Origin of the sequence: Marinobacter sp. CP1, from assembly GCF_001266795.1 — a bacterium.
Classification (GTDB): domain Bacteria; phylum Pseudomonadota; class Gammaproteobacteria; order Pseudomonadales; family Oleiphilaceae; genus Marinobacter; species Marinobacter flavimaris.
In genome coordinates this window covers 850563-864997 of the sequence record NZ_CP011929.1, presented here as the reverse complement: position 1 = coordinate 864997, position 14435 = coordinate 850563, and the positions used below count along the sequence as shown (strand labels likewise).

General features: G+C 57.0%; 14 protein-coding genes. 10 read left to right on the top strand and 4 right to left on the bottom strand.

The features are described from left to right. Nucleotides 1-13: 13 nt before the first annotated feature. Nucleotides 14-478, bottom strand: coding sequence for a hypothetical protein (locus ACP86_RS04080; protein WP_053112824.1), 465 nt, complete (start codon nucleotides 476-478; stop codon nucleotides 14-16). Nucleotides 479-612: 134 nt separating this feature from the next. Here ACP86_RS04080 and ACP86_RS04075 point away from each other — a divergent pair, with 134 nt between their 5' ends. The 3 genes from ACP86_RS04075 to ACP86_RS04065 all read left to right on the top strand — a co-directional run bounded on the left by ACP86_RS04075 (nucleotide 613) and on the right by ACP86_RS04065 (nucleotide 3956). Further along, nucleotides 613-936 carry a hypothetical protein gene (locus ACP86_RS04075; protein ID WP_053112823.1) on the top strand — a complete coding sequence of 108 codons (324 nt, stop codon included), beginning with the start codon at nucleotides 613-615 and terminating at the stop codon, nucleotides 934-936. 73 nt (nucleotides 937-1009) lie between these two features. Next, nucleotides 1010-3040 (top strand): alkyl/aryl-sulfatase, encoded by a 2031-nt coding sequence (locus ACP86_RS04070; RefSeq protein ID WP_053112822.1) that lies wholly within the window; start codon nucleotides 1010-1012, stop codon nucleotides 3038-3040. A 10-nt stretch (nucleotides 3041-3050) separates the two neighbouring features. Further along, nucleotides 3051-3956, top strand: coding sequence for a homocysteine S-methyltransferase family protein (locus tag ACP86_RS04065; RefSeq protein ID WP_053112821.1), 906 nt, complete (start codon nucleotides 3051-3053; stop codon nucleotides 3954-3956). On the opposite strand, the gene ACP86_RS04060 is transcribed toward ACP86_RS04065, so the two are convergent. Further along, nucleotides 3953-4228: a hypothetical protein gene (locus ACP86_RS04060; RefSeq protein ID WP_227497794.1), complete on the bottom strand. Its 276-nt coding sequence runs from the start codon at nucleotides 4226-4228 to the stop codon at nucleotides 3953-3955. The two genes, ACP86_RS04065 and ACP86_RS04060, sit on opposite strands and share 4 nt — an antisense overlap. 191 nt (nucleotides 4229-4419) lie before the next feature. On the opposite strand from ACP86_RS04060, the gene ACP86_RS04055 reads away from it, so the two are divergent. The 3 genes from ACP86_RS04055 (at nucleotide 4420) to ACP86_RS04045 (ending at nucleotide 8985) form a co-directional block, all read left to right on the top strand. Further along, nucleotides 4420-5280, top strand: coding sequence for a LysR family transcriptional regulator (locus ACP86_RS04055; protein ID WP_053112820.1), 861 nt, complete (start codon nucleotides 4420-4422; stop codon nucleotides 5278-5280). A gap of 68 nt (nucleotides 5281-5348) precedes the next feature. Continuing rightward, complete coding sequence (locus ACP86_RS04050) at nucleotides 5349-7232, top strand: monovalent cation:proton antiporter-2 (CPA2) family protein (protein WP_014578017.1); 1884 nt, start codon at nucleotides 5349-5351, stop codon at nucleotides 7230-7232. 52 nt (nucleotides 7233-7284) lie between these two features. Next, nucleotides 7285-8985: a BamA/TamA family outer membrane protein gene (locus ACP86_RS04045; protein ID WP_053112819.1), complete on the top strand. Its 1701-nt coding sequence runs from the start codon at nucleotides 7285-7287 to the stop codon at nucleotides 8983-8985. On the opposite strand, the gene ACP86_RS04040 is transcribed toward ACP86_RS04045, so the two are convergent. Continuing rightward, nucleotides 8982-9917, bottom strand: coding sequence for a DMT family transporter (locus ACP86_RS04040; protein ID WP_053112818.1), 936 nt, complete (start codon nucleotides 9915-9917; stop codon nucleotides 8982-8984). The two genes, ACP86_RS04045 and ACP86_RS04040, sit on opposite strands and share 4 nt — an antisense overlap. A 122-nt stretch (nucleotides 9918-10039) precedes the next feature. Here ACP86_RS04040 and ACP86_RS04035 point away from each other — a divergent pair, with 122 nt between their 5' ends. The 4 genes from ACP86_RS04035 to ACP86_RS04020 all read left to right on the top strand — a co-directional run bounded on the left by ACP86_RS04035 (nucleotide 10040) and on the right by ACP86_RS04020 (nucleotide 13795). Then, entirely contained in the window at nucleotides 10040-10936 is an 897-nt protein-coding gene (locus ACP86_RS04035) for a LysR family transcriptional regulator (protein WP_053112817.1), read from the top strand. 125 nt (nucleotides 10937-11061) lie between these two features. Continuing rightward, complete coding sequence (locus tag ACP86_RS04030; protein ID WP_053112816.1) at nucleotides 11062-12051, top strand: cyclase family protein; 990 nt, start codon at nucleotides 11062-11064, stop codon at nucleotides 12049-12051. A gap of 35 nt (nucleotides 12052-12086) precedes the next feature. Continuing rightward, nucleotides 12087-12713: an NAD(P)H-dependent oxidoreductase gene (locus ACP86_RS04025; RefSeq protein ID WP_053112815.1), complete on the top strand. Its 627-nt coding sequence runs from the start codon at nucleotides 12087-12089 to the stop codon at nucleotides 12711-12713. A 116-nt stretch (nucleotides 12714-12829) separates the two neighbouring features. Further along, a complete protein-coding gene (locus ACP86_RS04020) occupies nucleotides 12830-13795 on the top strand; it encodes a putative zinc-binding metallopeptidase (protein WP_053112814.1) in 966 nt (321 codons plus the stop codon). Nucleotides 13796-13815: 20 nt separating this feature from the next. On the opposite strand, the gene ACP86_RS04015 is transcribed toward ACP86_RS04020, so the two are convergent. Then, on the bottom strand, nucleotides 13816-14385 hold the full coding sequence (locus ACP86_RS04015) for an NnrU family protein (RefSeq protein ID WP_053112813.1): 570 nt from the start codon (nucleotides 14383-14385) through the stop codon (nucleotides 13816-13818). Nucleotides 14386-14435: the final 50 nt, after the last annotated feature.

Sequence of the window (14435 nt, the reverse complement as noted above, 5' to 3'; positions counted from 1 at the left end):
ATGAAACTATAACTCAAGGGCCAGCCTGGTCTTTGGGAGCCATCTTCAAAAACAGGCCCAGGGATGCCAGCAGCAGGGCGGTACTGACGATGATGGCAACGGGATAATAGAGGTTGCCGGCGAGTTCCAACTGACTGTATTTGATGATCATGATCAGCCCTTCAAGCGACATGGCAACGCACACTGTTCCAATAAAACGCGGCAGTGTGCGTCTCATCATGGTTATGACGTCGTGGGATTCTGACCGCCCGCTGTACTCGGAGCGTATCACCATGGCCAGTTCGTAAACTGCGAGAGCGATAATGCTGCCATTAACGCCCTTGATCAGGGCCTGCATAAGTTGCTGGCCAGACTGGAGGGCGTCGATCACTTCCAAAACGGTGGCACTGACCAGAGTGAAAGCGAGTACGAAGAAAACCAGCGAAAATAATCGGGCGAATAGTGCCCTGACCGGAATTGCGGCCAGCATGTTGACCATAGTGTATAACCCCCCAGCGTTGATCAAGTCAGACGCAGGCTACTGACAAGAGCCGTTGATTTCGCTTAAGGATTGCTCATTCTCTGGTAATCTGATGGGCCAATCCTGACGACCCCCGGAGCGACTTGAGCCCAATGTCTGAAGATCCTTTGAAAACCCTGTCCGACCTTGCCAGCGATGCCCATGCCCGCATCCAGGCAACCCATCAGCACATTAATCCGGTGGTAGAGGTTCGTCGTGGTATGCGCGACGCCGGTATACCGGCGGATGTGATGACGATCGACTGTTTGCGGACCCGCCGAAGGATTACGCTCATACTGCACGATGAACAGCCCGGCGTTCTTCTGTACCAGTTCGTGACCATCGAGGATGAGGTGGGCAATGACTTTCAACAGATGGCACTTGGCGAAATGACAACCACCAAACTGTTCGAGTGGATTCAGGAGTATTTTGGCTAATTTGCACAGATCCGGGCCCACTCTGAAGTAAACTTGGGGTAACCAATAACAATAGACCGACAAGGTTCTCAAGATGCCACTATCCCGAAAGTTTCTTTTTGCTCCTTTGCTGGGCATTGCCCTGGTCATGACGGGTTGCGATTCCGGCCCCGATTCTTCCGCAGCCAACAGCGCCGGACACACTGCGCCGACCGCCACGACCGAGCAGGCCAATCGGGATGTATTGGACCAGCGACCCTTCGATAACCGTGACGATTTGGAGAACGCGCGACGCGGACTGATTGCCCAGGACCCTGAACTGGTCATTGATCATCTGGATGGCGGTGAAGTCTGGAACATGCCGGCCTATGGATTTATCGACGAGGATGGAAAAAACGCCCCGGCCTCGGTCAATCCAAGCCTATGGCGCCAGGCTGCCCTCAACAACATTCACGGGTTGTTCAAGGTCACCGACGGGCTCTACCAGATCCGGGGTTACGACCTGGCGAACATGTCGATCATCGAAGGCGAAACCGGGTGGATCCTGGTAGATCCTCTGACCGCCCGAGAGACTGCCAGCAAAGCCTTCCTGTTTGCTCGAGAACATCTGGGCGAAAAGCCGGTGCGGGCGATTCTCTTTACCCACAGCCACATTGATCACTTTGGCGGCGTGCAGGGCATTCTCCAGCACCTTTCGGACGAGGAAAAAGCCAACCTGCGGATTATCGCGCCAGAGGGCTTTGAGGAGGAGGCAACCAGCGAGAACATCATCGCCGGCCCCGCCATGACACGCCGGGCCATGTTCATGTATGGCAAGCGTCTGGATCGAGACGAACGCGGCCATGTTGGCACTGGTCTGGGCAAAGGCCCGGCTTTTGGCACCTTTGGCTTTGCCCCGGCGACGGATCTGATCAGCGAAACCGGTACGGAGCTGGAGGTGGACGGCGTTCCGATGATTTTCCAGATTGTCTCTGGTTCCGAAGCGCCTGCAGAGTTCACCTTCTACCTCCCCGAACAAAAGGCCTTTTGCGGCGCCGAGCTGGTCAGCCGCAATATGCACAACATCTACACCTTGAGGGGCGCGAAGGTTCGGGATGCCCGTCTATGGAGCAGCTTTATCGACGAAGCAAAGACGCTGTTTGCCGACGCCGATATCTACTTCGGCAGCCACCACTGGCCGCTGTGGGGGCAAGAGAATATCCAGGACTTCCTGGCTGTTCAGCGGGATACCTACAAGTTCATTCACGATCAGACGGTGCGTTTGATGAACCAGGGTGCGACGCCCCGGGAGATCGCCGACCAGCTCAAGCTGCCGCCGGAGCTGAATCGGGCGTTCCATAACCAGGGGTACTACGGCACCGTGTCTCACAACGCCAAAGCGGTGTATCAGCACTACCTGGGGTGGTTTACAGCGAACCCGGCTCAGCTAGACCCACTTCCGGAAAGTGACTCGGCCCAGCGTTATGTGCAGATGATGGGTGGCGCTGAAAAGGTTCTGGAAAGCGCCCGCGAGGATTTCGAGGCGGCCTCTGCCATGGGGGCCAGTGAAGGGCGCGACACCTACCGGTGGCTGGCGGAATTGCTCAATCAGGTGGTCTTCGCCGAGCCGGGGAATGACGATGCAAAACAGCTTCTGGCCAACGTCTATGACCAGCTTGGCTATCAGGCGGAATCCGCACCCTGGCGGGACTTCTACCTGACGGGGGCATACGAGCTGCGCCATGGTTCGCCGAAAGAGGGCATCAAACCGGCGATGATGAGAGAAGTGCTGCTGAACACGCCGGTATCCCTGTTCTTCGACAGCATGGCGGTGCGGCTGAAGGCCGAAGACGCAGAAGGGGAGAGCGCCGTCATCAAGATTACCTTCACGGATCTCAAGGAAAGTTATCTGCTGACTTTGAAACATTCCGTGCTTCACAACCGTCTGGTTAATGAGGACACTCCCGCTGACGCCACATTGAATCTGACGCGGTCTTTGTTTGTGGATCTGTTGATCGGCCGTGCGGGGCTGAAGGAACTTCTGTTCAGCGACGAGATCAGCTTTGAGGGAAGCCGGCTCGACCTGATAGGCTTTTTCAGTATGCTGGACAAGCCTCAGGGCCGGTTCAATATCGTTACACCCTGATGAGTACTTTATGAAATCTGTTGCACTCCTCGATGGCGGCCTGGGCCAGGAAATCTACCGCAGGGCCATGAATGTTACGTCACTGCTCTGGTCAGTGGCGGTAATGCGGGAGCAGCCGGACGTTGTTACCGATGTCCATGCTGACTTTATCAGGGCCGGCGCCCGTACCCTGACACTGAACACCTATGCCGCAACGCCCACACGACTGGCCAGAGAAGGCCTTGGTGACGAGATTGGTGCAATCCATCAACGGGCGTTTGAGGTGTTGGAGCGCGCCATCGCGTTAACGGGTGCCGACGTTGATATCGCCGGCTGCCTGCCGCCCCTGGTCGGAAGCTATCGGAGCCAGCCTGACCGGACGTTCGAGGATCTGAAATCGGAATTCGACATCCTTGTTAAATTGCAGAGTGGGGCGGACGTCTTCCTCATCGAAACCATGACCAACTCGCTGGAGGCGAAAGCCGCCTGTGCTGCCGCCAGTGAATCAGGCAAACCCTTCGGAGTGGCATTCAGACTGGAAGCCGATGGCAAGCTCCGGTCAGGGGAGACCCTCGCCGAGGCTGTTGAAGCGGTGAGGGCGTCAGGGCCAACGGCGATTATGCTCAATTGCTGCGATCCGGAAGTGATTTCGCAGGCAATGCCTGAATTGGCCGGCCTTTACCCCTGCACGGGTGGCTACGCAAACGCGTTCAAAACAGTTGAACCAATGGCCGGCGGAGCGCTCGTGGATGAACTGGAAGCCAGGCAGGACGTGTCACCCGGGGTGTATGGGCTTCAGGTGAAACAGTGGTTGGATGACGGCGCAGGTGTTGTTGGCGGCTGCTGTGAAATCACGCCTGAGCACATCAGCCACCTGGCCGATGTGCTGACAGGCGAGTATAACCTGATACGGTTCTCGGAATTGCCGCGCGGTTAGCCGGCGAGCCGAGGAGCTTTGGCTCTGCGCGCTTCCACAGCACGTCTGGAACGACGTGCCTCGATGTATTGCATTGCATCGTTCCGGATGGGAAGGTGCAAGGCGCCTTCCAGATCATGGCGGTCGTAGCCAAGATCTGAAAGCGTATCGTCTTTTTCTTTCAGCAATGACTCTGCCATACGGCGGAATTGCTGGCGTCTGGAATATCCCTCAATCCAGGAGGTGATCGGCTGCATTGCGGAGTGTGCCTGATGCTCTGTGCTCTTCAACATGTCTACGGCCCCGACTGTTGGTGAATGACTTGCAGCAGCTCGTTTGGAGACGTCTTGTAACTCGCCTACGGGTGCCTACAGCCGCTATTCTGGTATTCTCTCTGCCTTCAATCAAACGAAAAGAATTTAAGATCTTGTTCAGTTATGCTTAAGGCAGTTGCCGGCCATAAATCTATCCGTAGGGTCCGCCCATGAACATGCCTCTGCTTGATAACGATGTGCTCCGGAGTTTCGTTGCCATTGCGGAACATGGCACGTTTACCAGTGCCGCCAAAGCCGTTCACCGAACACCTTCCGCCCTGAGCATGCAGATCAAACAGCTTGAGCGGAACCTCGGGAAAACCCTGTTTGTTCGCGAACCCAGGCGTGTCACGTTGACCGCAGAAGGGGAGGTTCTTCTTGATTATGGGCGCCGATTGCTGCGCCTGAATGAAGAGGCCGTGCAGTATTTCGTTTCGCCAACCCTTGAGGGGAAAGTGGGTATTGGCACGTCTGACGATGTGGGTACCCGGATTCTGCCGGAAGTTCTGGCAGAATTTGCCAGATCCTATCCCGCCGTGCTGGTGGATGTCGTGGTTGGTTCGAGCAAACAGAATCTCGCTCGCCTGGACGCCGGGGAACTGGATATGACCCTGGTAACTGTGGCCGATGAGGGGCGTATTCCCCGCGGTGAGGTGGTGTACGAGGAACCGCTGGTCTGGGCCGGGCGAGAGGGCTCATCGGCCTATCAGCGTTCCCCGCTCCCGATTGCCATGGCCCATGAGGGATGTGCCTGGCGGCGTATGACCCTTCGGACACTGGACAAAGCGGGTATACCTTACAGGATTGCCTACACCTGTGAGCATTGTTCCGGCCAGGAGGCGGCAATGCTGGCGGACTTGGCCGTGGCCCCGTTTCCGCAAAGCCTGATTCGTCCGCCTCTGAAAGAGGTTGCCGGTGATAGCCTGCCGGAAATCGGCTTCTATCAGCTGGCGTTGGTACGCCGGGGTTCAAATCCCCTTAATGACGCGCTTGCCTCGCATGTCAAAGAGGCGTTCCTCGGTCTACGCTAAACGGTGCTGCAGGTAATAGTATTGCGCATATCCTCTAGCCGCCCGACTTTGAATCAAGGAAATCATTGATGACAGTTTATTTTGTCCAGGCTTTTATCTACCTGGTGGCAGCAGTCATCGCTGTGCCCCTGGCAAAACGCCTGGGGCTGGGCTCTGTTCTCGGGTATCTCGTGGCCGGTGTGGTTATTGGACCGGTCACGGGGCTGGTAGGGCAGGAAGCCAATACCATTCAGCATTTTGCCGAGTTCGGTGTGGTCATGATGCTCTTCCTGGTGGGTATGGAACTCGACCCCAGGGCGCTCTGGGCCATGCGTGTGCGCCTGGTCGGACTGGGTGGGCTTCAGGTGGTGCTGACGGCGGCTGCAGGCATGGCAGTGGCCGCATGGTTGGGACTGCAGTGGCAGACAGCCATTGCAGTCGGTCTGATCTTTGCCCTGTCGTCCACGGCGATTGTTCTTCAAACCCTCAACGAAAAGGGATTGGTCAAAACCGAAGGCGGTCGCAGTGCGTTCTCCGTCCTGCTGTTTCAGGACATCGCTGTTATTCCGATGCTCGCCCTCATCCCCTTGCTGGCACTGCCGGAGCTCATGGACGCCACGGCAGGTTCCGACGCCAAGCAAGGTCACCTCAGCCTGGTGGATAGTCTCTCGGGATGGGCTCATGGGCTGGTTGTGGTGGCGGCCGTTGGTGCCGTGATTGTTGGCGGCCATTATCTGAGCCGGCCCCTGTTTCGTTATGTGGTGCAGTCGGGCTTGCGTGAAGTATTCACCGCCACGGCGCTGATGCTGGTCATCGGGATTGCGGCCCTGATGAGTCTGGTAAATCTGTCCCCGGCTCTTGGGGCCTTCCTGGCTGGTGTCGTTCTGGCTAACAGTGAATTCCGGCATGAGCTGGAAGCGAACATCGAACCGTTCAAGGGACTGTTGCTGGGCCTGTTCTTCATCACCGTTGGCGCGGGCATCAACTTCGATGTGTTGTCCGAGCAATGGAGTACGGTGGTGTCACTTGCGGTTGCGGTGATCGCAGTCAAGGCCGCGATTTTGCTCGGCCTGGCGTTGCTGTTCCGGGTTCATGGCAGTAATGGCTGGCTGTTTACGTTGTCCCTGGCACAGGCCGGTGAGTTTGGCTTTGTGCTTCTGACCTACAGTGTCCAGAACAACGTGATTCCCATGGAAACGTCACAGGTCCTCTCACTGGTGGTGGCGCTGTCGATGTTCCTGACGCCGTTGCTGTTTATCGTGTATGACCGGATTGTGTTGCCCCGTTATCGTCGTTCACAAAACGACGAGCGCGAGGCGGATACCATCGATGAACAGGCGCCGGTTATCGTCGCTGGTGTTGGTCGCTTTGGCCAGATTGTCTGCCGGCTATTGCGGGCCAATAATGTTCCCATCGTTGCATTGGACCATGAGATCGAACAGATCGAGAACCTCCGGCAGATCAATATCAAAAGTTTTTTCGGGGATGCGAGTCGCCCGGATTTGCTGGAAACCGCAGGCATCGAACAGGCCCGGCTGCTGGTCGTGGCGATCGACGACCGTGATCGTTCGGTGCAGATGGTGGAGCATGTGAAGCAGTTCTTCCCCGGTGTCTGGGTGCTGGCCCGCGCTTTCGACAGAGGCCACGGATACCGACTGCGCGAGGCCGGGGCCGATGATGTGGTGAGTGAAACCTATCATTCGGCACTCGAGCTTGGGGGTCATGCCCTGACCGCCATGGGTGTGCACCCGATGCGTGCCCGTCAGATGACCTGGGCCTTCCTCGACAATGAAAAAGCCCACGAGGATGAGCTGTTCGACGCCTGGAAGGAAATCGAGGAGGGCATCCGGTTCAGCCCCCGCTACGGTGAGTTATTCATGAAGCTGGAAGAAGCACTCAGCAGTGCCATGCAGAGTGATTGGGATGAGCCGAAGCAGGAGGATGTCCCTGTCTGGAGACCGCCTGAACGCTGACTTGGAGGCATCGCTGGGCTAAATTATTGTCTGGGCGCCTCGTGAGGTCAGTATGGTTTCCAGGAAAACGCTTGTTGTCTCGGGAATGGTTTTTGCCGGATCCTGCCTGGCCGCCGAATCGGACCAGGGCGATTGTATTGCCAGCAGTATCCAGCCGGAAGCCATTGATCTGGACAAGCCGAGAGATCAGCTCGCCCGCCAGAGCGATCTGGTGATTCCCGAGGATGCACGCATCGCCAGCATCCGCGTTCTTCGCCGTCCCATCTTTGATACCACCGATCCTGAGCAGGACAACGCGCTCTATCGAACTCTTATCGCGCTCAACACGCCTACCTGGGAGTCCGCCCTGCGTGCCCAGTTGGTGTTTGAAGAAGGAGATGTCTACGAGCCCGAGCTTATCTCCGAATCCGAGCGGGTGCTGCGCCAGCGTGAGTATTTGACCGCTGCCTGGGTAGGCGTAACCCGGGTTTGTGGCAACGAGGTTGAGGTAAGCGTGCTTACAAGGGATACCTGGACACTGTTCCCGAGCGTGGGGGTATCCCGATCCGGGGGCGAAAATACCACCAACTTCGGGTTGTCTGACCCCAACTTTGCCGGATCAGGCAAGAGCCTCGGCATTGGCTATGCGAAGGACCCGGACCGCACCGAAACCAGTCTCTATTTTGATGACCCGAACGTACTGGGTTCGCATTGGCAGGCGGGGTTCTCGTTCGACGAGAGAAGCGACGGCCGGGGCCGAGGCGCCTACCTTGAGAGGCCTTTCTTCAGCGAGACCACCAACTGGCGTTTTGGGTTGAGCGGCATCGATGACGTAAGGGAAGAATCCCGCTATGTCGGCGCGGAGGCTATTGCCGATTATCGGCGCAGCCAGGAGTTCTTCAGTATCGATGGAGGCTGGCGCCTGGCCGAGAGGAACGATCGGCAACTGAGGTTGCTCGCCGGCTACCGCTACAATGCACTCATGTTCGACCGTTTGCCCAACGAACCCGATCTCGACATCTTTCCAGACGACAGGACCCTGAGTTACCCCTGGATTGGCTTTGATTACCGCCAGAACCGTTTCCGTGAAATGACCAACCTGACCCGGCTCCAGCGGGTGGAAGATGTGCGGGATGGCTTCGTGTGGCGTACCGAGCTGGGTTATTCCGGCAGCGGGCTGGGTGCCACTGAGGACCGTGTGGTTCTCAATATGGATTTCCGGGATGTGCTGCACGTAACCGAGACCAACTATGCCAGCTATACCCTCAGCCAGAGCGGCACATACCGCCTCGATGAGGACCGGGTGGAAAACCTGCTGGGTACAGCAAGCGTGCGATACTTTCATGGCGGCTCGGAACGCTGGAACAGCTGGTACACCAACCTGGCGTTCACCGCAGCGCACAATCTGACGGCCGATCAGCAGCTGCTCATCGGGGGCGAGAACGGGCTGCGCGGTTACCCAAGTGAGTACCAGCAGGGCAATCGCCGGGTGCTCTGGACCCTTGAGAGACGTTACTTCCCGGATTGGCATCCGTTCCAGTTGTTCCGGGTGGGCGGCGTGGTGTTTACTGACGTCGGCCGGGCCTGGTTCACCGACGACCGGAATAGTGGTCCTGACGAAGGGGTGCTGAAAGATGTCGGCTTTGGCATGAGGCTGGCGTCCAGCCGCATCGAGGTGCAACGGATGCTGCACCTCGACTTTGCCTTCCCGCTGGACGGCGACGACAGTATTGATGATTTTCAGATACTGTTGCGGGGTCGAAGCCAGTTCTAGCGCACAGGTTCTGCCTGAGCCACATTGGTTTGCGCTTTCTTCCTGTTGCTTATCCTGAGCCCGAGGATCACCAGGAAAGCACCCAGCCAGATGGTTACAGAGTAGTGCTCCTCGAACCAGAAAACACCTATGAGCAATCCGAAGACGGCCGCCACGGCTCCGAGCTGACTGTAAAAAACCGGGTCAGAGCGACGCTGAAGCTCAAAGGCGCAAAGGTAGGTCAGCGCGGTTAGTAGTCCCTGCAGAACCACAATGCCAATAAGATACGATCCTGTGCCCTCCGGAAAAATAGGGGTGTCCGTCAGGCCGGCGACCAGGGCAAGCGTGAAGGCCGACGCCAGCAGCGTACCCGATGCAAGGACCATGGGTTTTACATCATCAGGCCAGGCGACTGAGCGATAGACGTTACCGATGGATAGCATCGCCGGGATAATCAGGCCCATGGCGAACCAGACTATGTTCGGGCTGCTGATCTCGGAATGACGTTGCAGCACAATCCAGGCGCAGGCGACGACCGCAATGGATAACCCGGTCAGTTTGATCCAGCTTCGTTTTTCCAGGCCGATGCTGGTGGCGAGCAGGAACGTAAAGATTGGGGGGAGGGCATACATGATTCCCGTGAAACCGGCTCCGAGTTTGGTCACCAGATAAAATCCGATCACATTCGGGATCGCGATACCGGTCAAGCCGCTGATGAGGAAATAGCGGGTCAGGCGACGTTCCAGTAGAGAACGGCGTTTATGGGAGCACAACAGTAGAACGGCTCCTGCAATGAGCGTTTGCCAGAAGGCATAGGTGACGGCAGGCATACCCTGGGATGTTGCCGCTTTCGCCAGCGCCAGCATCAGCGCGATCAGAAATCCGTTGGCCAGTAGTAGGCCCCAGATCAGGGCTTGGGGAGGGATAAAGGAACGCTGCGCTGTCGCTATCATCACTGAATGCTCCGGTTGGTGAGGCGGGTTGTTGATAGTGAGTGTGCAGCAATCGATTGGGTTGATAATTGGGTCTGGGCGAACAATACTCCTTCCAAATCAGAAATAATCAGGAGTTTTAAGTGGCTACGGACAAGCTGGTGGCAATGAAAATTTTCAGGCGCGTTGCAGAGCTGGGTAGTTTCACCCGGGCTGCGGATGACCTGGATATAACCGCTGCAACGGTGAGTAAGCATATTGCCTTTCTGGAACGGGATCTGGATACCAGGCTGATAAACCGCACCACCCGCCGCATGAACCTGACTGGTGCCGGGCTCGCTTTTCTGCAACGTACTCAGGCGTTGTTGGATGATCTGGAAGAGGCAGAGCTTGAGGCAAGAGGGTTGCAGGCAGAGCCTCGAGGCACGATCAGGCTGAACGTTCCCATGTCGTTCGGGTTGACCCACATAACTGAGGCCATCGACAGCTTTCTCCGCCTTTATCCTGACATTGACGTTGACCTCCAGCTCACCGATCGCATGGTTGACCTGGTGGAGCAGGGCGTAGACATCGCCATTCGGGTTCGAAGCTCTTTGGCCGATTCCACCCTCATGGCAAGACCACTCAGAACATCCAGAAATATCGTATGCGCATCACCGGCGTATCTGGAGAACGCACCTGAGGTTCATGTCCCGAATGATTTGGCAGGGCACAACTGTCTGACGTTCAGTCTTCACGACAGGCCCAGGGTCTGGGAGCTCGGCGATCAGGAAGTGATGGTCAGCGGTAACTATCGGACAGACAGCAGCCTTGCGATTCGCCAGAGTCTGTTGAGAGGGACTGGTATTGGCTTCTTACCGCGCTTTCTGGTGCAGGGCGATATTGAAAAAGGCGTCCTGGTTCCATTGTTGACCAATTTCCCGCCCAAGCCCTATACCGTATTCGCCCTGTTTCCGCCCGGGCGCAAGCAACCCACCAAGGTTCGCCTGCTGCTTGACCACCTGGACCAGCATCTGGGCGAGAAGCCTTATTGGGAATAGCGCTGATCCCGTGGCTCAACTTCTGGCTATTTCCATTTTGGAAAATATGTAGTTCTATTCCATCCGTTTTTTAGGGTTCGCCGGTTCCATAGAGTGGTTACCTCAATCTGAAGGAGGCAAACCTCATGAACCGTCGAACCAAAATTCTCCGCTCTTTCTTTTTTCCCATATTGCTCGCACCCGCTATGGTGATGGGCGCCGATGTGGCCTCCAGCCCCTGGGGACCGGATGATGAAATCGGTCGCTTGAACATGATTACCCCGGAATCCCGAAAGGCGGCGCTCGAGAACCTGAATCCGGCGACAACCTACGATCTCAGCGTCGAGTACTACATAGGCATGCCAAGCTGGCAGGAGGCAGGCGATCCACGTTTCCAGATGTGGATGACCCATACCCCGAAGGGCACCCAGGTGGACGATCCCATGTCGGTCGGCGACAAGATGAACGCGCATGTCAGCTACACAGGCTCAGCGTTCTCGATGTATGCGCATACCGGTACCCATATCGACGCACTTAACCATTTCGGTCTGAACGGCAAAGTCTGGAATCATTTTTCCGCTGAGGAGCATTTGGGCGACCGGGGCTGGAATCGGACGGGCGTTGAGAAACTGCCGCCAATTATTGCCCGTGGGGTGTTGCTGGATATTCCGGCAGCAAAAGGCCTTGAAGAGCTTTCGCCTGGTTATCGGATCACGCGGGAAGACATCAAATACACCATGACCGTTCAGGGGACCGATGTTGCTCCTGGTGATGTGGTCCTGATTCGCACCGGCCGCATGCGTCACTACAGCGATGGACGCCGCTTCATGGTCAATGCGCCCGGACTGGGAATGGATGCGGCACGCTATCTGGCAGGAGACAAACAGGCATTGTCGCTGGGCGCTGACAATCTGAGCTTTGAAGCGTTTCCATCCGAAGACAGTGAAAACTACGTGCCCGTGCATACCTATCTGTTGGCCCAGCAGGGTGTAACGATAATGGAGCTGGTAAACCTGGAGCAACTGGCAGAAGACAAGGTGTACCAGTTCGCGTTCATCGGAACACCTCTCAAGATTCGTGGCGGAGACGCAGCGCCGTTGCGGCCCATTGCAATACCGTATGCCTCTGATCGCTAATTGCAGATCTTTGAATCTTTACTGGAGATATCGCTATGAACATTCATGAAGCCCTGGACTGGCGTTACGCCGTCCGCGAGTTTTCACCAGAAAAGCTTGATGGCCAAACGGTGGAAACACTGGTGGATGCAGCCCGCAAGAGCGCATCTTCCTATGGACTGCAGCCATACAAAATTCTGATTGTTGAGAGCAAGCCGGTCCGGAAGGATTTGCTGCCTTATTCGTATGGCCAGCAGAAGGTCTTGGACTGCTCGCATTTGATTGTTTTTGCGGCGCAGACAGACATTGGTGATCACACCGTCGACAGGTATGTCACGCAGTTTGAGAAAATCCGGAGCGTACCTGCGGCGGAGATCTCGGGCTATGTGACTCACATGAAAGAGGCACTCGCATCCAAGTCGCAAGCAGAGAAGCAGGCGTGGGCGCACCAGCAAGCCTATATTGCCCTGGGCACGCTGCTCACCGCGGCCGCCTCCATGCGGATCGACAGCTGCCCGATGACCGGTTTTGACCACAACGCCTATGATGACGTGCTGGGGTTGGCAGAGTTGGGGCTGGAGAGCTCGGCGATTGTTGCCTTGGGTTACCGCAGTGCCCGAGACCGGAGTTCTGGCTTGCCGAAAGTGCGTTTTGATTACGACGATCTGGTCATCACGATGTAAGGTTTGGCCGGGCCGATTGGCCTCTCTGGCTGGTGTTCCTTGGCTATAGGGTATAGGTTCGGGAGAACGGCGACACATTCTCGAGCAAACTGCCGTATAAAAGGAGCACCAGCTCTATGAAGGTTTTCTCCAACCCGGTTGGTTCCGGAAATCTGTGGTTTGACAATCTCACTACTGCCGAGGGCACGCCGGTCGCTTACGATCCACAGGCCAGGGCGTTCGTCCCCATGCCGCCTTTCTGTGTGAATCGGGATATTATCGGCTGCAACTGGATTGCGCCTGAGAAAGGGGCTTTCTGCAGGTCGTGCGCGATGACAGCGCTGGCGCCGGACCCGAACATTCCCAACGCCATGCCAAACTGGGCCGAGACTGAGGCTGCAAAGCGGTGGGTGCTGGATAACCTCGGGCGCTGGCACTGGTTCCGCCCGGAGGATCCGGGCACACGCCCGGTTTTTCATATGTTGGCGGAGGGACTGACTCCTGTTGCCATGGGGCACGCCAATGGTGTGGTTACCATCAGTGTTGCAGAGGCGGATCCGGTGGTTCGTACCACCCGACGACAAGCCCTCGATGAACCCTACCGCACCATGGTTGGCCATATGCGCCATGAGATCGCTCATATGCTCTGGTGGCGTCTGAGTTTGCGGGAAGATTTTCTGGATGCGTTCCGGAAAATGTTTGGTGATGAACGAGCCGATTATCCGGCGGCCCTTGAGCATCACTATCATAACGGTCCGCCAGAGGAATGGAGGCTGTTCTACCTGACCAGTTACGCCTCGGCACACCCTCACGAGGACTGGGCAGAGACTGCCGCGCACCTGCTCCACCTGACAGACATCACCGACAGCCTGGTGTCATCGGGGCTGACATCGCCGGAAGTGCCCAGTCAGGGCTGGGATCCCTACGCCGAGCCCGACACAGCCATGCTGATTAACGTCGCGGCGTCGCTGGCCATTCGGGTCAACCATGTGAACCGCTCCATGGGCCTTTCTGACCTGTACCCGTTTGTGTTGTCAGAAACGGCGCAACGCAAACTCGCGTTCGTGCACGACTGGTTGCGCCGGGGCGCCCAGGGCCTCTAGTGAGAGTTTGCGCCGGCCAATCAGGCTGGCGCCACACCAAACAGCCACTGGTGGGCCCACACCACCATAACCACATACACTGCCAGGCCGCCGATGACAGCAATAACGTCATTGGCTTTGGTGGCTGGCAGCGTTGGAATGGCTCGCTGGGTTCTCCGCTTCATGGAGATCCGGTCGGCAACGGCCCAAGCCAGGAACGAGCCGAACAGCAGAAGATCGTGGAGCATTCCGTTTGCGAGAAGGTGTGCCAGCGCCCAGAGTTTGACAGCAGCCAGCATGGGATGCCCCAGCTTTGCCTTGATCTTTCCTGGGAAGTAGGTAGCAAACAGCAGCGGGAATACAGGTACCAGAAGCAGGAAGGCCACGTGCTTTAGCCAGGCGGGTGGCACGTAGATCACCGTCGGATCCATCCGGGCTGCACCGTAACCCCAGACGATCAGAACCAGACCTATCAGGGATACCAGGGAATAAAGTCCTTTAAAGGCTCCCTCGCCCATAGAGGCATTCAGCCGGTTGCGCAGGGGCTCGTTTACGATGGAGAGCGAATGCACGCCGAGAAACAGAATCAGACCAACAATCAGTGTGGTCATGTGCAGAACTCCTTGTGGCTTTTGGAGGGTGGTTCCTGGGTGTCAGGGCC

Excerpts from the sequence above, each read along its gene's own strand:
- ACP86_RS04080 (WP_053112824.1), bottom strand. The coding sequence starts at position 478 with ATGGTCAACATGCTGGCCGCAATTCCGGTCAGGGCACTATTCGCCCGA.
- ACP86_RS04075 (WP_053112823.1), top strand. The coding sequence starts at position 613 with ATGTCTGAAGATCCTTTGAAAACCCTGTCCGACCTTGCCAGCGATGCC.
- ACP86_RS04070 (WP_053112822.1), top strand. The coding sequence starts at position 1,010 with ATGCCACTATCCCGAAAGTTTCTTTTTGCTCCTTTGCTGGGCATTGCC.
- ACP86_RS04065 (WP_053112821.1), top strand. The coding sequence starts at position 3,051 with ATGAAATCTGTTGCACTCCTCGATGGCGGCCTGGGCCAGGAAATCTAC.
- ACP86_RS04060 (WP_227497794.1), bottom strand. The coding sequence starts at position 4,228 with ATGTTGAAGAGCACAGAGCATCAGGCACACTCCGCAATGCAGCCGATC.
- ACP86_RS04055 (WP_053112820.1), top strand. The coding sequence starts at position 4,420 with ATGAACATGCCTCTGCTTGATAACGATGTGCTCCGGAGTTTCGTTGCC.
- ACP86_RS04050 (WP_014578017.1), top strand. The coding sequence starts at position 5,349 with ATGACAGTTTATTTTGTCCAGGCTTTTATCTACCTGGTGGCAGCAGTC.
- ACP86_RS04045 (WP_053112819.1), top strand. The coding sequence starts at position 7,285 with ATGGTTTCCAGGAAAACGCTTGTTGTCTCGGGAATGGTTTTTGCCGGA.
- ACP86_RS04040 (WP_053112818.1), bottom strand. The coding sequence starts at position 9,917 with ATGATAGCGACAGCGCAGCGTTCCTTTATCCCTCCCCAAGCCCTGATC.
- ACP86_RS04030 (WP_053112816.1), top strand. The coding sequence starts at position 11,062 with ATGAACCGTCGAACCAAAATTCTCCGCTCTTTCTTTTTTCCCATATTG.
- ACP86_RS04025 (WP_053112815.1), top strand. The coding sequence starts at position 12,087 with ATGAACATTCATGAAGCCCTGGACTGGCGTTACGCCGTCCGCGAGTTT.
- ACP86_RS04020 (WP_053112814.1), top strand. The coding sequence starts at position 12,830 with ATGAAGGTTTTCTCCAACCCGGTTGGTTCCGGAAATCTGTGGTTTGAC.
- ACP86_RS04015 (WP_053112813.1), bottom strand. The coding sequence starts at position 14,385 with ATGACCACACTGATTGTTGGTCTGATTCTGTTTCTCGGCGTGCATTCG.